Here is a 22545-nt window from a genome sequence, read left to right as displayed (position 1 = left end):
CGGTGGCCCGAGGGGCTCAAACGAGCCAGCCCTGCTCCCGGGCCACGGTCACGGCCGCGGTGCGGTCGTCGACGCCCAGCTTGGCGAACGTGCGCAGCAGGTGCGTCTTGACGGTCGCCTCCGCGATGAACAGCTCGCGGCCGACCGCGGCGTTGGACATCCCGCGCGCCACCAGCGCGAGGACCTGCGCCTCCCGGTCGGTGAGGCGGCCGGCGACGGAACGGACCCCCGCCACGAGGCGCGTCGCGACCCCGGGGGCGAGCACCGTCTCGCCGCGGGCCGCCGCGCGGACGCCGGCGACGAGCACGTCCCGCGGGGTGTCCTTGAGGAGATAGCCCGTGGCCCCGGCCTCCACGGCACGCAGGATGTCGGCGTCCGTGTCGTACGTGGTGAGCACGACGACGGCCGGCCCGGTCCCGGCGATCCGCGCCGTGGCGCCCACCCCGTCGAGCCGAGGCATGCGCAGGTCCATGAGCACGACGTCGGGCGCCAGCTCGGCGGCCAGCGTCACGGCGGCCTCGCCGTCCGGTGCCTCGCCGACCACCTCGAGATCCGGCTCGCCGTCGAGCATCCCCACGATGCCGGACCGGACCACCGGGTGGTCGTCTGCGACGAGCACCCGCACGGTCCGCGGGCCGGCGGGCGTGGACGTCCTCATGACGCCTCGTGCTCGGGCAGCTCGTGCGCGGGCAGGCGGACCTCGAGTCGTGTCCCGCCGTCCCGCCCGGGTCCGACGTCGATCCAGCCGCCGACGGCGCGGACCCGGTCCCGCATCCCGGCGAGCCCGATGCCCTCCGGCCGGTCCGGGGCGATGCCGGTGCCGTCGTCGTCCACCGCGAGCCGGACGACCCCGGCCCCGAGGTCGAGGCGCACCACGACGGTGTGGGCGGCGGCGTGCCGCCGCACGTTCGCCAGCGCCTCCTGCGCGGCCCGCAGCAGCACGACGTCGGACGTCGGGTCGGGCGCCGGCCCGCCCTGGCCGTCCGCCACCTCGAGGCGGACGGGAGTGCCGGTCTCGGCGGTGAACCGTTCCGCGAGGCGGCGCAGCGCCTCGGCGAGCGTCGAGTCCTGCAGGGCCACCGGCGCGAACGCGGCCACGAGCGCACGGGCCTCGGCGAGGTTGTCGCGGGCCGTCTGCTCCACCAGGAGCAGGCGTTCGCGGGCCCGCGCCGGCTCGTCGCGGTCGAGCGCGGCGACGGCGGCCTGCGCCTGGGTCACGACGCTCGTGAAGCCCTGCGCCAGGGTGTCGTGGATCTCCCGCGCGATGCGCTCGCGCTCCGCCGTCACGCCGGCGGAGTGATGGGACTCGGCGAGCTGCGCCTGCGCCTCCTCCAGCTCCCCGAGCAGCCGGGCCCGCTCGTCAGAGCGGCGCATCACCGTGGCGAACCACAGCCCGAGGAGCAGCGCGAACGCCAGGGCCACCACCATCTGGGGCGCCGCCTCCAGGAGGGTCGGCAGGTCGAAGCCGCCCTGGAACGCGATGCCGAACGCCGTGGCGGTGGCGAGGACGGCGGACGCCAGCGCGGCGCGCCGCGCCGGCTCGAGCAGCATGAAGATCTGGCTGAACGCGGCGAATAGCAGCAGCGTGGCGAGGCTCGCCTGCGCGGTGCTCACCGTCGTGGCGACGATCAGCACCACGACGTACGCGACGGCCGGACCCTGCTCCCGCGTGCGCGCCGCACGGGCGCCCCACAGCAGGTAGGCGACCAGCAGCGCGGCCATCGCGCCCAGCGCGATGCCCAGCGCGGCGCCGGTGACCCCGCTGAGCGGCAGCGCGACGGCGGTGAGCACGACGATGCCCACGAACGCGGCGTCCCACCACACGACCTGGCGGTCCCACGACGCACCGTCCTCGGCGTCGTACCGGTTCAGGGGCGTGCCGCCGTCCGGGAGGCCCTCAGCCGTCGTCACGCCGGCGCCACCGGAACGAGCGGACCCCCAGCACGAGCCCGACCACCAACCATGCGGTCAGTACAGCAGCAACCGCCCCGAGCTGCCAGGACTCGCCCACCTCGAGGATCTCGAGCTCGGGCGGCAGGAACACGGACCGCATGCCCTGCGCCAGCCACTTCAGGGGGAACACGGAGGCGACCGTCTGCATCCAGCCGGGCAGGGCGTAGAACGCGAAGAACACGCCGGAGATGAACTGGAGGATCAGCACGACCGGGGTCACGACGGCGCTCGCCGAACGCCCCGACCGCGGCACCGAGGAGAACCCGACCCCGCAGACCGCGCCCGTGGCGGTGCCCAGCGTGAACACCCAGGCGAACGTCGCCCAGTCCGCGGCGTCGGTGGGCATCGGGACGTCGTAGACCAGCGCCGCGACGGCCAGCAGCGTAACGGTCTGTGCCACCGACGTCGCCAGCGTGAGCACCACCTTTCCCCCGAAGTACGCCGTGGCGGGCAGCGGGGTGGCGCGCAGCCGGCGCAGGGTGCCGTCGTCGCGCTCGACGGCGATGGAGATGGCGATCGACTGGAAGCCGGTGAGCATGATGCCGGTCGCGATCATGCCCGGCAGGAAGTAGCGGGCGAAGTCGACCTCGACGCCCTCCGCGCCCTGCTGGGCGTCGGAGAACACCGTCGAGAAGATCGCGAGCATGATGACCGGGTAGGCGAAGACGAAGATCACCGCGTCGCGCTCGCGCAAGAACTGGCGCAGCTCCACGCCGGCGCGCACGAGGGTGAGGGTGCCCACGCCGGGAAGGCGGTCCGGCCGCCGGCCACGGGGCGGGGCGGCGACGGTGGCCTGCTGCACGGCGCTCATGCTGCGTCCTCCTGGGTTCCGGTGGGGCGGGCGTCCTCGGCGGCGGCCGACTCCGGGCCGCCGACCAGCTCGAGGTAGACGTCCTCGAGCGTGGGCCGGGTGACCCGCAGGTCCGCGATCTCGCCGTCCGGCCCGGCCGCCGTGGCGGCGAGCCGGCTCAGCAGCGCGGTCGGCGTCGTCGTCCGTTCGGAGCGGGCGACGCCGTCCTGCGTCCACGAGACGAGGGGGACGCGGGCCTCGGGCCCGCCGAGCGAGCCGGGCGGCCCCTCGGCGACGACGACGCCGTCGCGCACCACCGCGACCCGGTCGGCGAGGTATGCGGCCTCGGCGAGGTCGTGCGTGGTGAGCAGGATCGTGGTGCCGCTCGCCCGCAGGGCGTGCACGAGGTCCCAGAAGTCGCGCCGCGCGTGCGGGTCGAACCCGGTCGTGGGCTCGTCGAGGAAGAGGAGCTCGGGGCGCCCGACGATACCGAGGGCGACGTCGAGCCGGCGGCGCTGCCCGCCGGACAGGGACCGCACCCGCACGCGAGCCTTCGGCGTGAGCCCGACGGCGTCGACGACGGCGTCCGGGTCGGCGGGCCGGGGGTAGTAGCGCGCCGTGTGGCGGACGGACTCGGCGACGGTGAGCTCCGCCTGGTCGCGCGAGTCCTGGGCGACGACGCCGATCCTGGCCCGCCACGCGTGGCCGCCGGTCACCGGGTCTTCGCCCAGCACGCGGACCTCGCCGCCGTCGCGGGAGCGGAAGCCCTCGAGGATCTCGACCGTCGTGGTCTTGCCGGCGCCGTTCGGGCCGAGCACCGCCACGATCTCGCCCTCGTCGATGTCGAGGTCCAGGCCGTCGACGGCCTGCTTGGTCCCGTACCGCTTGCGCAGCCCGCGGACGTGGACGGCGGTGCCCCCGGGTGCGCCGCCGGGGCGGGGTCTCGTGGCCGGCTGGGGAGTGGCCGTGGTGCTCGTGATCTCCATGCGACCAGCCTGGCGGGGAGGGCAGGACGCCCGCGAGGTCCGGTCGGGGGGACCTCGTGTCCACCGGTCGGTGGACGCTGGCGGCGGTCCGGCGATGGTCCGCGGCGTCCGGCACGGCGTCCCGTGACCGTGGTTCGACCCACGCCCTCGCGTCGCGTACAGTTGTCCCTCGGTGGTTGATGCCCGCCATGATCGAACGCGCCCTGCAGCGCGGCGGTCGGAGCATCGAGCACGAAGGGTAGTGGCGCAATTGGTAGCGCAGCGGTCTCCAAAACCGCAGGTTGCAGGTTCGAGTCCTGTCTACCCTGCCAGCGTGTTCCCCCGCGGGGCCGCGCGCAGCGGGGTCGCACGTCGCGTGACCTCGGAACGCCAGGAGTCTGTGCCGTGGGCGCGTCGCCGGGAGGCGGTGCGGCTGCGGTTCGAACGCGAAACGGGGTACAGCAAGTGAGCGAGTCGCCGGCTGAGGCCGTGCACGACGACGCGGGCGCCCGCGAGGGCCAGCGTCGCAACGTGTTCGCCCGCATCGCGTTCTTCGTCCGCCAGGTCGTGGGCGAGCTGCGCAAGGTGGTCACGCCGACGCGGTCGGAGCTGATCAGCTACACGATCGTCGTCCTGGTGTTCGTGACGGTGGTCATGCTCTTCGTGACGGCGCTCGACTACGTCATCGGGCTGGGTGTCCTCGCCATCTTCGGCGACTGACCCTTCCCCGCAGGCCGTCCGCCAGGACGCCCGTCCTCCACAGCAGAAGTCAGAAAGCAGGTTCGTTCGTGTCCCAGGATCCGCTGGACCAGACGGAGAACGTCGACCCCACGCAGCCCGTCGCCGACGGCGACGTGGCTGACGTCGACGCGCCCACGGACGAGACCACGGACACCGCGGCCGACGACGCTGCCGGCGACGCGGTGGCCGACCAGCCCGCCGATGAGGCTGACGACGAGCCGGCCGAGGCCGCCGCCGACGCCGACGAGGCCGTCGAGGACCCCGCCGAGGAGTTCCGCCGTACCCTGCGCGCGCAGTTCGGCGACTGGTACGTCATCCACTCCTACGCCGGGTACGAGAACCGTGTGAAGGCCAACCTGGAGAACCGCATCCAGAGCCTGAACATGGAGGACTACATCTTCCAGATCGAGGTCCCCATGGAGGAGGTGACCGAGATCAAGAACGCGCAGAAGAAGATCGTCCGCCGCGTCCGCATCCCCGGTTACGTCCTCGTGCGCATGGACCTCACGGACGAGTCGTGGGGCGCCGTGCGCCACACCCCGGGCGTCACCGGCTTCGTGGGCCACACCCACCAGCCGGTCCCGCTGACGCTCGACGAGGTCTACTCGATGCTCGCGCCGACGTTCCTCGCGACGCAGCCCGAGGCCGTCAAGCAGGCTGCCGCCGCGTCCTCCGCGGGCGGCCAGGCCGCCGCCGTCGAGGTCGACTTCGAGGTCGGCGAGTCGGTGACCGTCACGGACGGCCCGTTCGACACGCTGCCCGCCACGATCTCCGAGATCAACGTCGAGGCCGCCAAGCTCAAGGTCCTCGTCTCCATCTTCGGCCGGGAGACCCCGGTCGAGCTGTCGTTCAACCAGGTCGCCAAGATCTGACGACGGGCGGCACCTGCCGCTCGCTCGCCGAACGCAGTACTGCAACCGGGTCATCGCCCACGGCGTCGGTCCACGAACTCAGAAGGACAGGGAAGAGCAATGCCTCCCAAGAAGAAGGTCTCCGGCCTCATCAAGCTCCAGATCAAGGCCGGCGCGGCCACCCCCGCCCCGCCGATCGGCCCCGCGCTCGGTCAGCACGGCGTGAACATCATGGAGTTCTGCAAGGCCTACAACGCGGCGACCGAGTCGCAGCGCGGCAACGTCGTCCCCGTCGAGATCACCGTGTACGAGGACCGCTCGTTCACGTTCATCACGAAGACGCCGCCGGCCGCCGAGCTCATCAAGAAGGCCGCCGGTGTGGCCAAGGGCTCCGCGACCCCGCACACCGTCAAGGTCGCCTCGCTGACGTCGGACCAGGTCCGTGAGATCGCCCAGACGAAGCTGACCGACCTCAACGCGAACGACATCGACGCCGCGATGAAGATCGTCGCGGGCACCGCCCGCTCGATGGGCATCACCGTTTCCGAGTGATGTCCCCGTGCCGGCCGGATCGCTCCGGGCCGGCACGAACCGCCCGGCGAACGTCGTCGGGCCAGTGGCAGGGTCCGCGCGGACCCGTTCACCACGACTGCAGAAGGAGAACGCAGATGGCAACGCGCAGCAAGGCATACCGCGCCGCCGCGGAGAAGATCGACCGCGACGCGCTCTACGCGCCCCTCGAGGCGGTCCGCCTCGCCAAGGAGACCGCGACGGTCAAGTACGACGCGACCGTCGAGGTCGCCTTCCGCCTGGGTGTCGACCCCCGCAAGGCGGACCAGATGGTCCGCGGCACGGTCAACCTCCCGCACGGCACCGGCAAGACGGCCCGCGTGCTCGTCTTCGCGAACGCCGCCAAGGCGGAGGAGGCCCGTGCGGCCGGCGCCGACGAGGTCGGTGGCGACGAGCTCATCGCGAAGGTGGCCGCCGGGTACACCGACTTCGACGCCGCCGTGGCGACGCCGGACCTCATGGGCAAGGTCGGTCGACTGGGCAAGGTGCTGGGCCCCCGTGGTCTCATGCCGAACCCGAAGACCGGCACGGTGACGATGGACGTGACCAAGGCCGTCACCGACATCAAGGGCGGCAAGATCGAGTTCCGCGTCGACAAGCACTCGAACCTGCACTTCATCATCGGCAAGGCCTCGTTCAGCGAGACCGCGCTGGTGGAGAACTACGCGGCGGCGCTCGACGAGGTCCTGCGCCTCAAGCCGTCGTCCTCGAAGGGCCGTTACATCACCAAGGCCACGATGGCGACGACGATGGGCCCGGGCATCCCGCTCGACCAGTCGCGCACCACGAAGCTGCTCGACGAGGCGTGATCCGGCCGGGACCTGCAGGTCCCCGCTGATCGGTTTCTCGACGAAGGCCCGGCACCCCCAGGGGTGCCGGGCCTTCGTGCGTCCGAGGGAGCCCGTCCGGACGTGCGGCGGGTTCGAGCCATGTATCAGGCACCCGCCGCGGCCCTCCTTCGGAGGTGATGACAGTCCACGACCCGCTCCAGGGGGTGAATTCACCGATGGCACCCCCTCGCGTCCCTGCCGAGCGCAGAACGAGCGACCTAGGCTCAGGAGACCCCGGCCACAGCGGTCGGGTCTCGTCGACGAGCCCGCGTGAGGTGCGAACTGCCATGTCAGGAGCGATGCAGGAAGGAACCGTCGACGTGGGCGACGCCGAGGAGAGCCTGGGGGACCGGGCGGCCCGGGCCTTGCTCGAGTACCGCGACGGACGCTCCGGCGCGCTGACCTCGCTGGTGCGGGAGGCCACGCCACTGTTGTGGCACACGGTGCGGGCGCAGGGCGTGGACCGGGACGCCGCGGACGACGTCGTGCAGTCCACGTGGGCGGCCCTGGTCCGGCACGTCGACACGATCGCCGAGCCCAAGGCCGTCCTGAAATGGCTGCTCGTGACGGCCAAGCGCGCGGCGTGGGAGGCGGTCCGCAAGACCCGCGACGACGCCCGCCGGCGCACCGAGCTCCCCGACGACGTCCTGGAGAGCGGCGCCGCGCTCCCGGATCTCGGCCCGGGTCCCGAGGCGACGGTCCTCGACGACGAGCGCGACCAGATCCTGTGGTCCGCGCTGCGTGAGGTACCGGAACGCTGCCAGCAGCTCTTGAAGCTCATCTCGCTCGCGGACCGCCCCGACTACAAGGCGATCTCGGCGGCCCTCGGCATGCCCGTGGGCAGCATCGGTGCAACTCGGGGACGGTGCCTGGCCAAGCTGCGCGCCGTCCTCACCGACCAGGGAAAGGTCTCATGGACATGAACTCAGCACAGGACGGCACGACGAGCGTGCCGGGTGAGGCCGAACCCTTGGACGCGTGGGACATGGCGGTGCTCGGGCGGCTGGCCCGCGTCGTCGAGGAGCGCGACCCGGTGCCCGACGGCCTGGTCGAGCGGTCGCTGTTCGCGATGACGCTCGCTGGGCTCGAGGCGGAGGTCATGGAGCTGCAGCGCATCGACGTGCCGGTGGGTGCCGTGCGGAGCGGGCAGCCGCTCGAGGCACGCACCGTGACGTTCACCCACGAGCGCCTCACGGTGATGATCGCGCTGTCCGCCGCCGACGACGGCGTCTCCGTGCGCGTCGACGGGTGGATCGCCCCGGCAGGGCCGCGCGCCGTCGAGCTGCGGCAGCCCGGCACCACGCTCGAGACGACGGCCGACGACGACGGCCGGTTCGTGTTCGAGGCCGTCGAGCCCGGCTCGGCGAGCTTCCTCGTGCGGCTGCCCGGAGGCACCCCGGTGACGACGCCGGTGGTCGAGCTGTGAGCGCGCCAGGATCCTCGGACGCGCCGCAGCAGAGGTCGTCCGACACGCCGCAGCGTCTGCAGTGGCGCACCCGCACCCTCGACCCGACGGCCGCCCGGCGGTCCGGCTCGCAGGCCTCCCCGCAGCCCACCTGGTACGTCGGGGACCGGCTGCTGCTCGACGTCGAGGCACCGCCGCGGGAAGGGCGGGCCCCGCGCTGGCTGCGGCGCCTGCGGCACGCGGCGTGGCGGCACGGCGTCAACGTCGAGATCGAGCCCGAGACGTACGACGACCTGGACCTCCTCACCGAGGCCGCCGACCTCGGGGGCTTCGACGACGCGCTGCGCGCACGGTTGCGTCAGGTCTTCGGCACCTCCGCCGTGCTGGTACGGCTCGACGAGGGCGGCTTGCCGGACGGCTGGAACCTGCTCACCGCGGTGCGCGGATCGTGGGCCAGACACGACGCACGTCCCAGCGATGAGGTCCTGGGCTACACGCTGCCCTGGCCGGCCGGGAGCGTGTCCGTCCAGGCCGCCGCCGGCCCCGACGAGATCTCGCTCGCCCTCGACCACGTCATCGTCCCCGGTGGTATCGGCGGCGGGGCCGCGAGCCAGCCGCAGAGCTTCACGGCCACCCAGCCGTTCATCACCGGGAACCCGATCACGATGGGTCACCCGATCACGATGGGTCATCCGATCACGATGGGTCATCCGATCACGATGGGTCACCCGATCACGATGGGTCACCCGATCGGCGGGCTGGCCGAGTACACCGCGGCCGGATCGGGCGGTCGCCAGCCGGTGGCCTGGGTCGGCGCCGTGCCGCGGAGCGAGATCCCGGCGGGCGACGACCCGTACGTCGGTGACGACGGGCGACGGCGTCCGGTGGTGGCGCTCATGGACACGGGCGTCGGACCTCACCCCTGGTTCGGGCTCGACGGTGCCCAACGCCCGGTCGGCGTGGGCTGGACGGAGGACGACCGGTCGCGGCCCGACGTCGTGATCCGGGACCCGCGGGTCGTGGGCAGGCCGGTGGGGCTCAGCCCCGAGCCTGCGCACGACTACCAGGACCCGGAGATCGGTGGCGTCTCGATCGAGCCCCTCGTGGGCCCGCTCGACCCGGTGGCTGGGCACGGCACCTTCATGGCGGGGCTCGTCCACCAGCAGTGCCCGGACGCCGTGATCCTGGCCCCGCGCGTCTACGGTGGGTCCGGTGTCATCTCGGAGCGCGACCTGCTCCGTTCGCTGCGGCGGCTGCTCCTGTGGCATCTCCTCGGCCTGGCCGGCGTCGACGGCTACGCGCCCGTGGACGTGGCGGTCCTGTCGCTCGGCTACTACCACGAGCGGCCGCAGGACAGGGACTTCGACCTTCCGTTGGGCACCGTGCTGCGTGAGCTGCGCCGCTGGGGGGTCGCGGTCGTCTGCTCCAGCGGGAACGACGGGCAGGTGCGCGAGACGTTCCCGGCGGCGTTCGCCCCCCGGCTGGACCGGCGTGCGGAGCCCCCGACACCTCTCGAGCCGTTGTCGGTCGAGGAGCCCCCGCTCGTCGCGGTCGGTGCGCGCAACCCGGACGGCACCACCGCCTTGTTCAGCAACGACGGGGACTGGGTGACGTGCCTGCGACCCGGGTCGGCCCTGGTCAGCACGGCGCCGGTGAGCATGGACGGCGTCATCGCGCCCTCCCGATTCATGCGCGAGCTGTTCTCGGACGGGCACCGTGCCACGATCGACCCGGAGGGCTTCGAGGGCGGGTTCGCGATCTGGAGCGGTACCTCGTTCGCGGCGCCGGTGCTCGCGGGCGAGCTGGCCCGGCACCTGCTGGACGGAGGGATCGTGGAGCCGCGGGTTCCGGACGGTGCGGCGGGTGATGCCGCACGGTGCGCGCAGGTCTGGGACGCGATCACCTTGAGCACCGGGCTCCGGCCGCAGGAGGGGTCTGCGTCCGCCCGGAACGACTGACGGGGGCACGGTCCTCCCGCGACGGCTGCCCGAGGACGTACCCTCACCGGGTGGCCGGAGCACTGGAGCGCGCTCGAGCGCTGTACGCGGACGCTCATGCGGCGGAGGACGTCGGGCGCTTCGTCCGTGCGCTCGCGCTGTACCGGCAGCTCGTCGCACTGCTCGAGGCGGAGACGCCGGGCGACGGTCAGGAGGGCGCCGCGCTGAGGGTGCGCGCCCACCTCGGCATCGCCCGGGGCGGCTACGAGACGTCGGGCGATCTCGACGACGCCCTCGGCATGCTCGACGCCGCCGAGCGAAGCTGCGTGGCCGCGGACCTGGACGAGGAGAGGCTCGCGGTCTGGGGCCAGCGGGGTCTGCTGCTCCTGCGCTCGGGCGACCTCGAAGGAGCCCGCGAGGCGCTGGACCGCATCGCCCCCGGCCCGGGCGCCGAGCCGACGTACGACCTCGGGATCGTCCTTCTCAATCGTGGCGCGCTGCACCTCGAGGCCGGGGAGCCCTCGGCGGCGGCGCGTGACCTGCGCGCCGCCGCCGAGATCGCGCGACGCATCGAGAACTCGGCGCTCGAGGCGGCGGCGCGCCACAACCTCGGCTATGCCGCGTTCCTCGGCGGCGACCTTCCGTCCGCGCTGCGCGAGATGGCGGAGTCCGAGGAGCTGGGCGATCGCCCCGAGCCGGTCGCGCTCCTGGACCGGGCGCGGGTGCTGGCAGAGGCAGGGCTCGTCTCCGACGCGGTGGAGGCGCTGGAGCAGGCTGCCGCCCTGCTCGACGGGGGGTCGGCGGTAGTGCTCGCGGAGGTCGAGCTGGCCCTCGCCACGTGCCTCATGGACCTGCGCCGTTTCGACCGTGCTCAGGAGGCCGCTCGGTCCGCGGCCCGCGGGTTCGCCCGGGCGGGAAACACGCCCTGGCGGACGCGCGCTGAGGCGGCGGAGCTGCAGGCGCAGCTCGGTGCCGACCGCTGGGCGGTGCAGGGACGCCCGCGCGCCGGGCTGCGAGGCCGAGCGAAGCGCGCCCGCGAGCTCGCCCGGCGGGGCGAGCGCGCCGGTATCGCCGGGCGGATCACGGTGACATATCCGGCGCTCCTCATGGCCGCCGAGTGGGCGGCGTTGGCCGGTGACCTGGACGAGGCGCGCGCGCTGCTGGCGCAGGTTCCCGCCGACCTCGGCACCGCTCCGTTGTCCCTGCGGCTGGAGCGGTCCGCGATGACGGCCCAGGTGGCGTTCGCGCGGGGGGTGCGTAGCGCCGGGGTGCGTGCCGTGCGGCACGGCCAGCGCACGCTCGCGGCGCACCGGGGACTGGGGTCCGTCGAGGCCGTCGCCGCCACCGGGGTGCACGCGCTGCGGCTCAACCTGGTGGACGTCCGCGCCGCGCTCGGTACCGGCGACGCCGGAGCGGTCTTCGACGCGCTCGAGCGCGGTCGCGCCGCGGCCGCGGGCGCGGCCCGGCTCGTCCCCCCGGACGACCCGCGGCTGGCCGACCTGCTCGGGCGCGCCCGGGCCGAGCACCAGTCGGCACTGGCGCTCGGGTCCGCCGCCACGGCGGACCTGATCCGCAGGAAGCGTGAGCACCTGGTAGAGGCGCGACGGCTGCAGGACCGGGCCCGAGAGCTCTCGTGGCAGGTCGAGGGAGAGCGTCGCCCCGTCGAGCCGGTCACGGCAAGGGAGGTCCGCGCCGCCCTGCGGCGCCACGGGACGGATGGCGACGGCCTCGTCGTGGTCTCGTACACGACGGTCGACGACGAGATCCTGGCCGTCCGGATCGACACCCGCGGGCGCACGCTGCACCGGCTCGGTCTGCGCCCGGCACTGCTCGAGCAGGCGCGCAGGGCACGGGCCGACCTCTCGGTCGTCGCCAACGTCCTCATCCCGCAGCCGCTGAGGGACCTGGCAGCCAGGTCGCTGGCGCAGTCGCTGGCGCAGCTCGACGACCTGCTCGTCGTGCCCCTGGGTGTGGACGGCGACCTGCACGTGGTGGCCCGGGGCCAGCTGCTCACCCTGCCGTGGTCGGCGTTGCCCTCGCGTCTCGGACGCCGGACCTGGGTGAGCGAGCGGGTGGAGCTGGCGGCCCCTGGCGGCGCGGGCCCGGACGCGCGGTCCGGGGTCGTGGTGCTCGCCGGCCCGGAGACCGAGGGCGGCCTGCACGAGGCGGAGGCGGTGGCGTCTATCTGGCCCGGAGCCCGGGCGCTGGTCGGCGACGACGCCACCACGGCAGGTGCCGTCGACGCGCTCGCGCGGGCGAGGGTGGTGCACCTGGCGGCACACGGCACGCACGTGCAGGACAACGCGATGTTCTCGTCGCTGCGCCTGGCGGACGGGCCGCTCTTCGCCCACGAGCTCGACGGGGTGGACCTCGCGGGTGCGACCGTGGTGCTCTCGGCATGCGAGCTCGGTCTGTCGACGTCGGACGTCGGGGGAGAGGCGCTGGGGTTCGCGAGCGTTCTGCTGCGGCACGGAGCGCGCTCGGTGATCGCCGCGGTCGCCCCGCTCCGCGACGACGTCGCCGTCCGGGTCATGCCGGTGCTGCATGCTGCCCTGCGCGACGGGATGCGGCCGGGCGAGGCACTGGCGCGGGCGACCGCCGACGAGGCCGAGGCGGTCCCGCTCGTCTGCTTCGGCGCCCTCGATCTGTGACGTGGACGACATCGTGCGCGGACGAGGTGCGACGGGACCGGGCCCGCGCCCCCGCCCGCACCTCGTCGCCGAGCGGGCTGCACGTGCGACGCGAGGTCGCCGCAGACGACTTGTTGCCGGCGCATCGCTGCAGGTCCGCGGCGTGCCACCCTCACGACGAGAGTTCCCGGGCCATTGCTCCTGCCTCGGCCCGGACAGGCCGCTCCCGGCCACCGGCCACTGACGGCAGCACCGGCCCGCAGCCGGAGCTCGACGGGCGATGCCGGCCCACCGCCTCGGGTCGTGTATGGTCTCTCGGGTAACCCAAGACCGCCGGTCGTCCGACGCTGCCTGGATCCATCCATCGCAGACGAAGACCGAAGTCCCGCTGAACGCGCGGGGGCCTGCGCAGGAGACACGACGACGATCCGCGGCGAACACCGCGACTCCGAGCCCCGTGCGCCTGCGCCGGGGCTCTTTTCTCGTTCCGGGGACCGGTGGCACCACCATCGGAAGGATTGCCATGGCGAGGCCGGACAAGGCAGCCGCAGTCGCAGAGGTCGCGGGCAAGTTCCGCGAGTCGAACGCGGCCGTGCTGACCGAGTACCGCGGGCTCACCGTCGCGCAGCTCAAGGAGCTGCGTCGGTCGCTCAGCGGCAACGCAACCTACGCCGTGGTGAAGAACACGCTGACTGCTATCGCGGCCAAGGAGGCCGGCATCGAGTCGCTCGACGCCGACCTCAAGGGTCCTTCCGCGATCGCGTTCGTGACCGGTGACCCGGTCGAGGCCGCCAAGGGTCTGCGTGACTTCGCCAAGGCGAACCCTGCTCTGGTCATCAAGGGCGGTGTCCTTGACGGGAACGCCCTGACCGCGGCAGAGGTCACCAAGCTCGCGGACCTCGAGTCCCGCGAGGTCCTGCTGGCCAAGGCGGCCGGCGCGATGAAGGCCAAGCTCTACCAGGCTGCCTACGCCTTCACCGCGAAGCCCGCCGAGGCCGCTCGCGTCATCGATGCCCTGCGTCAGAAGCAGGAATCGGAGGCCGTCGCCGCCTGACGGCGGTACGGCAAGCACAACCCCCCTCTGCTTCTGCCGGGCCCCAGGCCCCAGGACGCACCACAACGGATCGCGTGGACGCCCGAGCGGCACCACGGGTCATCGATCGAAAGGAACGCCATCATGGCGAAGCTCACCACCGACGAGCTCCTCGACGCTTTCAAGGAGCTCACCCTCATCGAGCTCAACGAGTTCGTGAAGGCCTTCGAGGAGACCTTCGAGGTCACCGCCGCTGCTCCGGCCGCCGTCGCGGTCGCCGCCCCCGCCGCCGGCGGTGGCGAGGCTGCCGCTGCTGAGGAGAAGACGGAGTTCGACGTCATCCTCGAGGCCGCCGGCGACAAGAAGATCCAGGTCATCAAGGAGGTGCGCGCGCTCACGTCCCTCGGTCTCAAGGAGGCCAAGGACCTGGTCGACGGCGCCCCCAAGCCGGTTCTCGAGGCTGCCGACAAGGACGCCGCCGAGAAGGCCAAGGCCGCTCTCGAGGGCGCTGGCGCGACCGTCACCCTCAAGTGATCCGTGCGGCCTGAGCCGCGCGTCGCTTCTCACGAGGCCCGTACCCTTCCGGGGGTGCGGGCCTCGTGGCGTCCCCGGCCGGGCGAGCGGCGGGGGAGCGGGCGCGCTGACGGGCGTCGGTGCGTCGGTGCGTCGGTGCGTCGGTGCGTCGGTGCGTCGGTGCGTCGGTGCGTCGGACATCGTCGGGGTGACGCACGTCGCCCCGGTGCGTCTGGCATCGGTGCCGCGACGCGAGTATCGTGGGACGACAACCGTTTCTTGGGCGGCATATGGCGGCCACCGAGACAACGTCCTCATCACCCCAGAACCGAGGGCGTCCGCTGGTGTGCCCGCGCGAGTGGACTTTCTTCGGAGTTCTGGCTATGCTAGCGCTTTGCGCTCGCGTGTGCCCCGACGCCCCCTCGCCGACGAAGTCCGCCCCTCGGTCTGTCACCCCTTCGTGACCCCTCGGACGGTCCTCCGACCCGCGGCCGGCGCCTGCAGCCTCGCTGAGCGTACAGCGTGCCACCGAACTGCAGGGAAGGACCCCTCTTGGCTGCCTCGCGCACCCCTTCTGCTCCGTCCGCCGACGCCATCGCGAACCGCACCGCTTCCCGCCGCGTCTCCTTCGCCAAGATCTACGAGCCGCTCGAGGTCCCCGACCTCCTCGGGCTGCAGGTCGAGAGCTTCGACTGGCTGCTCGGCAACTCGTCCTGGCAGGCCCGGGTCGAGGCGGCGAACTCCTCCGGTCGCGTCGGCGTCCCCGCGACGTCGGGCCTCGAGGAGATCTTCGAGGAGATCTCGCCGATCGAGGACTTCGGCCAGTCGATGTCCCTCTCGTTCTCCAACCACCGCTTCGAGCCGCCGAAGTACACGGCCGAGGAGTGCAAGGAGAAGGACTTCACGTACGCCGCGCCGCTCTTCGTGACGGCCGAGTTCGTGAACTACACCACCGGTGAGATCAAGAGCCAGACGGTCTTCATGGGTGACTTCCCGCTCATGACCGAGCGTGGCACATTCATCATCAACGGCACCGAGCGCGTCGTCGTCAGCCAGCTCGTGCGCTCTCCGGGCGTGTACTTCGAGCGCACGCCGGACAAGACGAGCGACAAGGACGTCTTCTCCGCGAAGGTCATCCCGTCGCGCGGCGCCTGGCTCGAGTTCGAGATCGACAAGCGCGACGCCGTCGGCGTCCGCGTCGACCGCAAGCGCAAGCAGCCCGTCACGGTGCTGCTCAAGGCGCTCGGCATGACCGAGGCGGAGATCCGCGAGGAGTTCGCGGACTTCGGGTCCATCCTCGACACCCTCGAGAAGGACCACGTCCACACGCAGGACGAGGCCCTGGTCGACCTGTACCGCAAGATCCGTCCGGGCGAGCCGCCCACGGTCGAGGCCGGTCGCGCGCTGCTCGAGAACTTCTACTTCAACCCGAAGCGCTACGACCTCGCGAAGGTCGGCCGCTACAAGGTGAACAAGAAGCTCGGCGTCGACGCCGAGCTCGCCGACTCGACGCTCGCGGTGTCCGACATCGTGGCGACGATCAAGTACCTCGCCGCGCTGCACGCCGACCACGCCGCCATCTCCGGCACGCGCGACGGCGAGGAGATCGAGGTCCGCGTCGAGACGGACGACATCGACCACTTCGGCAACCGCCGCATCCGCGCCGTGGGCGAGCTCATCCAGAACCAGGTCCGCACCGGCCTGTCCCGGATGGAGCGCGTCGTGCGCGAGCGCATGACGACGCAGGACGTCGAGGCGATCACGCCGCAGACGCTGATCAACATCCGCCCCGTGGTGGCGTCGATCCGCGAGTTCTTCGGCACCTCGCAGCTGTCGCAGTTCATGGACCAGAACAACCCGCTCGCGGGGCTGACGCACAAGCGTCGTCTCAACGCGCTGGGTCCGGGCGGCCTGTCCCGTGACCGCGCCGGCATGGAGGTCCGTGACGTCCACCCGTCGCACTACGGCCGCATGTGCCCGATCGAGACGCCGGAAGGCCCGAACATCGGCCTCATCGGCTCGCTCGCTTCGTACGGCCGCATCAACGCGTTCGGCTTCATCGAGACGCCGTACCGCAAGGTCGTGAACGGCAAGGTCACCGACGAGGTGGAGTTCCTCACCGCCGACGACGAGGACCGCTACATCATCGCGCAGGCGAACACCGAGCTCGCCGACGACGGCACGTTCCTCAACGAGCGCGTCCTGGTCCGCATCAAGGGTGGCGAGACCGACGACCTGCCGCCCACCGAGGTGGACTACATGGACGTCTCGCCGCGCCAGATGGTGTCGGTCGCGACGGCGCTCATCCCGTTCCTCGAGCACGACGACGCGAACCGCGCGCTCATGGGCGCGAACATGCAGCGTCAGGCCGTGCCTCTGGTCCGCTCCGAGGCGCCGCTGGTCGGCACCGGCATGGAGCGCCGCGCCGCCATCGACGCGGGCGACGTCATCGTCGCCACGAAGCCGGGTGTGGTGCAGGAGGTCTCCGCGGACCTCGTCCTCGTGGCCAACGACGACGGCACCACCGGTTCGTACCGCGCCGCGAAGTTCCGCCGCTCGAACCAGGGCACCAGCTACAACCAGCGGGTGCTCGTGGACGAGGGCCAGCGGGTCGAGGTCGGCTCCGTGCTGGCCGACGGCCCGGCGACCGACGAGGGCGACCTCGCGCTCGGCCGCAACCTGCTCGTCGCGTTCATGTCGTGGGAGGGCCACAACTACGAGGACGCGATCATCCTGTCGCAGCGCCTCGTGGAGGACGACGTCCTGTCCTCGATCCACATCGAGGAGCACGAGGTCGACGCCCGCGACACGAAGCTCGGGCCCGAGGAGATCACGCGGGACATCCCGAACGTCTCCGAGGACGTCCTGGCGGACCTCGACGAGCGTGGCGTCATCCGCATCGGTGCCGAGGTCGGCGCCGGTGACGTGCTGGTCGGCAAGGTCACCCCGAAGGGCGAGACCGAGCTGACCCCGGAGGAGCGCCTCCTGCGCGCGATCTTCGGCGAGAAGGCCCGCGAGGTCCGCGACACGTCGCTCAAGGTGCCCCACGGCGAGTCCGGCACCGTCATCGGCGTGCGGGAGTTCAACCGGGAGGACGGCGACGAGCTGCCTGCCGGCGTGAACCAGCTGGTGCGCGTCTACATCGCGCAGCGCCGCAAGATCACCGTCGGCGACAAGCTGGCCGGCCGCCACGGCAACAAGGGCGTCATCTCGAAGATCCTGCCGCAGGAGGACATGCCGTTCCTCCCGGACGGGACCCCCGTGGACGTCATCCTCAACCCGCTGGGCGTGCCGGGCCGCATGAACGTGGGCCAGGCGCTGGAGACCCACCTCGGCTGGGTCGCCAGCCGCGGCTGGGACATCGAGCTGGCCGAGGGCGACGACCTGACGTGGAAGGACCACCTTCCCGAGGTCGCGTCCAAGTCGGAGCCGGGCACCCCGGTGGCGACGCCGGTGTTCGACGGTCTGGAGGAGGTCGCCCTGCGCGGTCTGCTCACGACGACCCTGCCGAACCGTGACGGCGAGCGCATGGTCGGCGTCGACGGCAAGGCACACCTGTTCGACGGGCGTTCGGGCGAGCCGTTCGGCGACCCGATCGCGGTGGGCTACATGTACATCCTCAAGCTCCACCACCTGGTCGACGACAAGATCCACGCGCGCTCGACCGGCCCGTACTCGATGATCACGCAGCAGCCGCTGGGTGGTAAGGCGCAGTTCGGTGGCCAGCGCTTCGGTGAGATGGAGGTGTGGGCCCTGGAGGCGTACGGCGCGGCCTACACGCTCCAGGAGCTGCTCACCATCAAGTCGGACGACGTCCCCGGTCGCGTCAAGGTCTACGAGGCGATCGTCAAGGGGGAGAACATCCCCGACTCGGGTATCCCGGAGTCCTTCAAGGTGCTCCTCAAGGAGATGCAGTCGCTCTGCCTGAACGTCGAGGTCCTCTCGAGCGACGGCTCCTCCATCGAGATGAAGGAGTCGGACGACGAGGTGTACCGCGCCGCAGAGGAGCTCGGGATCGATCTGTCCCGCCGCCCCAACTCAGCCGCCACCGTCGACGAGATCTGACCCCAGCGACCTGCTGCCACGACCATCTGCTTTAGGAAGTAGGACATCTTGCTCGACGTCAACGTCTTCGACGAGCTGCGCATCGGCCTGGCTACGGCCGACGACATCCGTGCCTGGTCGCACGGGGAGGTCAAGAAGCCCGAGACCATCAACTACCGCACCCTGAAGCCGGAGAAGGACGGGCTCTTCTGCGAGAAGATCTTCGGCCCCACCCGGGACTGGGAGTGCTACTGCGGCAAGTACAAGCGCGTGCGCTTCAAGGGCATCATCTGCGAGCGCTGCGGCGTCGAGGTGACGCGCTCGAAGGTGCGCCGTGAGCGCATGGGCCACATCGAGCTCGCCGCCCCGGTGACGCACATCTGGTTCTTCAAGGGTGTGCCGTCCCGCCTGGGCTACCTGCTCGACCTCGCGCCCAAGGACCTCGAGAAGGTCATCTACTTCGCGGCCTACATGATCACGTGGGTCGACGAGGAGGCGCGCACCGAGGACCTCCCGAACCTCCAGAACGAGATCGACCTGGAGAAGAAGGAGATCTCGGACCGCCGCGACAACGACATCAACACCCGCGCCTCCAAGCTCGAGGCCGACCTGGCCGAGCTCGAGGCCGAGGGCGCCAAGGCCGACGCGCGCCGCAAGGTGCGCGACTCCGCCGAGCGCGAGATGGCGCAGCTGCGCAAGCGTGCCGACGCGGAGCTCGACCGCCTCGAGGCGGTCTGGGACCGGTTCAAGAACCTCAAGGTCGCCGACCTCGAGGGCGACGAGATGCTGTACCGCACCCTGCAGGACCGGTACGGCACCTACTTCGAGGGCTCGATGGGCGCCGCGGCGATCCAGAAGCGCCTCGAGAGCTTCGACCTGGTGGCCGAGGCCGAGTCGCTGCGCGAGACCATCCGCACCGGCAAGGGCCAGCGCAAGACCCGCGCCCTCAAGCGGCTCAAGGTCGTCAACGCGTTCCTCACGACGACGAACTCGCCCACCGCGATGGTGCTCGACGCCGTCCCGGTCATCCCGCCGGACCTGCGCCCGATGGTGCAGCTCGACGGTGGCCGCTTCGCCACGAGCGACCTGAACGACCTGTACCGCCGCGTGATCAACCGCAACAACCGGCTCAAGCGCCTGCTCGACCTGGGCGCGCCGGAGATCATCGTCAACAACGAGAAGCGGATGCTCCAGGAGGCCGTGGACTCGCTGTTCGACAACGGCCGCCGCGGTCGCCCCGTCACGGGGCCGGGCAACCGTCCGCTGAAGTCGATCTCCGACATGCTCAAGGGCAAGCAGGGCCGGTTCCGCCAGAACCTGCTCGGCAAGCGCGTCGACTACTCGGGCCGTTCGGTCATCGTGGTCGGCCCGCAGCTCAAGCTGCACCAGTGCGGTCTGCCCAAGCAGATGGCGCTCGAGCTGTTCAAGCCGTTCGTCATGAAGCGGCTCGTGGAGCTCAACCACGCGCAGAACATCAAGAGCGCCAAGCGCATGGTCGAGCGCACCCGCGCCGAGGTGTGGGACGTCCTCGAAGAGGTCATCCAGGAGCACCCGGTGCTGCTCAACCGTGCACCGACGCTGCACCGCCTGGGCATCCAGGCGTTCGAGCCGCAGCTCGTCGAGGGCAAGGCCATCCACCTGCACCCGCTCGTGTGCGCCGCGTTCAACGCGGACTTCGACGGTGACCAGATGGCGGTCCACCTGCCCCTGAGCGCCGAGGCGCAGGCCGAGGCCCGCATCCTCATGCTCTCGAGCAACAACATCCTCAAGCCGTCGGACGGCCGTCCGGTGACCATGCCCTCGCAGGACATGATCATCGGTCTGCACCACCTCACGTCCGACCGTGCGGGTGCCGCGGGCGAGGGTCGCGTGTTCGCGTCGCAGGCCGAGGCCATCATGGCCATGGACCGCGGCGAGCTCGACATCAACGCGATCATCAAGGTGCGCATGTCGGACCTCGTGCCCCCGCTGAAGGGCTTCGAGGCGCCCGAGGGCTGGGAGCCCGGGCAGCAGCTGCTGTTCGAGACCACGCTCGGCCGCACGATCTTCAACGAGGCGCTCCCCGTCGACTACCCGTTCCAGAACGGCGTGATCGGCAAGAAGGAGCTCTCGACGATCGTCAACGACCTCGCGGAGCGCTACCCCAAGGTCGACGTCGCGACGTCGCTCGACGCGCTCAAGGACGCCGGTTACAAGTGGGCGACCCGTTCGGGTGTCACGATCGCGATCTCCGACGTCGCGATGCCGGACTCCAAGAACGAGATCCTCGACCAGCACGAGCAGCGTGCGCTCAAGGTGCAGGACCAGTTCGACAAGGGTCTGATCACCGACGACGAGCGTCGCCAGGAGCTCATCGAGATCTGGACGCAGGCCACCGACAAGATCGCGTCGGTCATGCGCGAGAACCTCGAGAACAACTCGCGGAACACGCTGTACCGCATGGTGTCCTCGGGCGCCCGTGGTAACTGGATGCAGGTCCGTCAGATCGCCGGTATGCGCGGCCTCGTGGCGAACCCGAAGGGCGAGATCATCCCGCGCCCGATCAAGTCCAACTACCGCGAGGGCCTGTCCGTCCTCGAGTACTTCATCGCCTCCCACGGTGCCCGCAAGGGCCTGGCGGACACGGCGCTGCGTACCGCGGACTCCGGGTACCTGACCCGTCGTCTCGTGGACGTCTCGCAGGACGTCATCATCCGCGAGGAGGACTGCGGCACCGAGCGGGGCCTGAACCTCCCGGTCGCGGAGCGCATCGGTGACGTCCTGGTCCCGCACCCGCGGGTCGAGACGAGCATCTACTCGCGCACGTTCGCGACGGACGTGGTGGACGGCGACGGCAACGTCGTCGCGACCGCCGGGTCCGACGCGGGCGACGTGGTGATCGACCACGTCATCGCCGCCGGCATCGAGAGCGTCAAGGTGCGCTCGGTGCTGACCTGCGAGTCGCGCGTCGGCACGTGCGCCAAGTGCTACGGCCGGTCGCTCGCCACGGGCAAGCTCGTGGACATCGGCGAGGCCGTCGGCATCATCGCGGCGCAGTCGATCGGCGAGCCGGGCACCCAGCTCACGATGCGTACCTTCCACACCGGTGGTGTGGCGTCCGCGGAGGACATCACGCAGGGTCTCCCGCGTGTCACCGAGCTCTTCGAGGCCCGCACCCCCAAGGGTGAGGCGCCGATCGCGGAGTACACCGGCACGGTCACCATCGAGGACTCGGACCGTACGCGGCACCTCGTCCTCACGCCGGCCGACGGCGGCGAGGAGATCCGGTACCCGGTCACCAAGCGTGCGCGCCTGCTGGTGGCGGACGGCGACCAGGTCCAGGTGGGCACCCAGCTCGTCCAGGGCGCCGTCGACCCGAAGAAGGTGCTGCGCATCCTCGGGCCGCGTGCCACCCAGAAGCACCTGGTGGACGAGGTCCAGGAGACCTACCGCTCGCAGGGTGTGGACATCCACGACAAGCACATCGAGGTCATCGTGCGGCAGATGCTGCGTCGCGTGACCGTGCTCGACTCGGGTGACTCGCACCTGCTGCCGGGTGAGCTCGCGGAGCGTACCCGCTTCGAGGACGCCAACCGGCGTGCCGTGGCGGAGAACGGGCAGCCGGCCTCCGGCCGTCCCGAGCTCATGGGCATCACGAAGGCGTCGCTCGCGACCGACTCGTGGCTGTCGGCCGCCTCGTTCCAGGAGACGACCCGCGTGCTCACCGAGGCGTCGATGAGCGGCCGTCGGGACCCGCTGCTGGGCCTCAAGGAGAACGTCATCATCGGTAAGCTCATCCCCGCCGGCACGGGCCTGCCCCGCTACCGGAACATCGAGGTCGAGCCCACCGAGCAGGCCAAGGCCGAGCTCTACCCGAGCTTCGGCTACGACGAGATCGACTTCCCGACGCTCGGCATGGGCTCGGGCGAGGCGATCCCGCTGGAGGACCTCGACTTCGGCGACTTCCGCTGATCATGCCGAGATAGAGAAGGCTGACGCCGAGATAGAGAGGGTGCGGACCGCAAGTGTTGCGGTCCGCACCCTCTCTATCTCGGCGTCAGCCTTCTCTATCTCGGCGGGGCGGCGTACGTCACAGTCGGCCTCCTTTGACCCGACTTGATTCGGCGGGTAATCTTGGAAGCCGTGCCCGTGCTGTCGTGCGCGCATCCCGCTGTCACCCCTGAGCTCTCGGCTCGGGTCGACTGCCGGACGCGCCGCCGAACCTGGTCACGAGCATCCCGCGGTCAGTCCCGACCGCCCTCACGGGCGGGGGAGAGGCCCGGGCCATCGAGCCGGTGGTAAGT

The 22545-nt window shown here is 71.4% G+C and carries 16 protein-coding genes and 1 tRNA gene; 13 read left to right on the top strand and 4 right to left on the bottom strand.

The genetic code is table 11. The features are described 5' to 3' along the window. Positions 1-16: 16 nt before the first annotated feature. From LEP48_RS04885 to LEP48_RS04870, 4 genes are read right to left on the bottom strand one after another with little or no spacing between them, the layout of a single operon-like run. Positions 17-658, bottom strand: a complete 642-nt coding sequence (locus LEP48_RS04885; RefSeq protein WP_225564447.1) for a response regulator — start codon at positions 656-658, stop codon at positions 17-19. Beyond that, positions 655-1911, bottom strand: a complete 1257-nt coding sequence (locus LEP48_RS04880; RefSeq protein WP_225564446.1) for a sensor histidine kinase — start codon at positions 1909-1911, stop codon at positions 655-657. The genes LEP48_RS04885 and LEP48_RS04880 overlap by 4 nt, the downstream gene beginning before the upstream one ends. Continuing rightward, positions 1898-2764, bottom strand: coding sequence for an ABC transporter permease (locus tag LEP48_RS04875; protein ID WP_225564445.1), 867 nt, complete (start codon positions 2762-2764; stop codon positions 1898-1900). Before LEP48_RS04875 ends, LEP48_RS04880 begins: the two co-directional genes overlap by 14 nt. After that, positions 2761-3729, bottom strand: coding sequence for an ABC transporter ATP-binding protein (locus LEP48_RS04870; protein WP_225564444.1), 969 nt, complete (start codon positions 3727-3729; stop codon positions 2761-2763). Before LEP48_RS04870 ends, LEP48_RS04875 begins: the two co-directional genes overlap by 4 nt. Before the next feature lie 235 nt (positions 3730-3964). Between LEP48_RS04870 and LEP48_RS04865 the strand changes: the two genes are divergently transcribed. From LEP48_RS04865 to LEP48_RS04805, 13 genes are all read left to right on the top strand, one after another. Continuing rightward, positions 3965-4040, top strand: a tRNA-Trp gene (locus tag LEP48_RS04865). Between the two features lie 133 nt (positions 4041-4173). Continuing rightward, positions 4174-4428: a preprotein translocase subunit SecE gene (secE, locus tag LEP48_RS04860; protein ID WP_225564443.1), complete on the top strand. Its 255-nt coding sequence runs from the start codon at positions 4174-4176 to the stop codon at positions 4426-4428. 68 nt (positions 4429-4496) lie between these two features. Next, positions 4497-5321, top strand: coding sequence for a transcription termination/antitermination protein NusG (gene nusG, locus LEP48_RS04855; RefSeq protein ID WP_225564442.1), 825 nt, complete (start codon positions 4497-4499; stop codon positions 5319-5321). Between the two features lie 99 nt (positions 5322-5420). Further along, a complete protein-coding gene (gene rplK / locus LEP48_RS04850) occupies positions 5421-5852 on the top strand; it encodes a 50S ribosomal protein L11 (RefSeq protein WP_225564441.1) in 432 nt (143 codons plus the stop codon). A 116-nt stretch (positions 5853-5968) separates the two neighbouring features. Continuing rightward, the gene (gene rplA, locus LEP48_RS04845; protein WP_225564440.1) at positions 5969-6679 is read left to right on the top strand and encodes a 50S ribosomal protein L1; all 711 of its coding nucleotides are present in this window, start codon (positions 5969-5971) and stop codon (positions 6677-6679) included. Positions 6680-6987: 308 nt separating this feature from the next. Continuing rightward, entirely contained in the window at positions 6988-7623 is a 636-nt protein-coding gene (locus LEP48_RS04840; RefSeq protein WP_225564439.1) for an RNA polymerase sigma factor, read from the top strand. Beyond that, complete coding sequence (locus LEP48_RS04835; RefSeq protein WP_225564438.1) at positions 7620-8126, top strand: carboxypeptidase-like regulatory domain-containing protein; 507 nt, start codon at positions 7620-7622, stop codon at positions 8124-8126. The genes LEP48_RS04840 and LEP48_RS04835 overlap by 4 nt, the downstream gene beginning before the upstream one ends. After that, positions 8123-10063, top strand: coding sequence for a S8/S53 family peptidase (locus LEP48_RS18705; RefSeq protein WP_225564437.1), 1941 nt, complete (start codon positions 8123-8125; stop codon positions 10061-10063). The genes LEP48_RS04835 and LEP48_RS18705 overlap by 4 nt, the downstream gene beginning before the upstream one ends. Before the next feature lie 50 nt (positions 10064-10113). Next, positions 10114-12693 (top strand): CHAT domain-containing protein, encoded by a 2580-nt coding sequence (locus tag LEP48_RS18700; protein ID WP_225564436.1) that lies wholly within the window; start codon positions 10114-10116, stop codon positions 12691-12693. 502 nt (positions 12694-13195) lie between these two features. After that, on the top strand, positions 13196-13726 hold the full coding sequence (gene rplJ, locus LEP48_RS04820) for a 50S ribosomal protein L10 (RefSeq protein WP_225564435.1): 531 nt from the start codon (positions 13196-13198) through the stop codon (positions 13724-13726). A gap of 123 nt (positions 13727-13849) precedes the next feature. Continuing rightward, complete coding sequence (gene rplL / locus LEP48_RS04815; protein WP_225564434.1) at positions 13850-14239, top strand: 50S ribosomal protein L7/L12; 390 nt, start codon at positions 13850-13852, stop codon at positions 14237-14239. Between the two features lie 531 nt (positions 14240-14770). Beyond that, entirely contained in the window at positions 14771-18283 is a 3513-nt protein-coding gene (gene rpoB / locus LEP48_RS04810; RefSeq protein ID WP_225564433.1) for a DNA-directed RNA polymerase subunit beta, read from the top strand. A gap of 48 nt (positions 18284-18331) precedes the next feature. Further along, positions 18332-22213 carry a DNA-directed RNA polymerase subunit beta' gene (locus LEP48_RS04805; RefSeq protein WP_225564432.1) on the top strand — a complete coding sequence of 1294 codons (3882 nt, stop codon included), beginning with the start codon at positions 18332-18334 and terminating at the stop codon, positions 22211-22213. The last annotated feature ends 332 nt before the right edge of the window (positions 22214-22545 follow it).

The sequence above is a fragment of the Isoptericola luteus genome (assembly GCF_020297055.1).
Classification (GTDB): Bacteria; Actinomycetota; Actinomycetes; order Actinomycetales; family Cellulomonadaceae; genus Isoptericola; species Isoptericola luteus.
The sequence above is the reverse complement of the archived record's forward strand: the minus strand, read 5'-3'. Positions and strand labels throughout refer to the sequence as shown.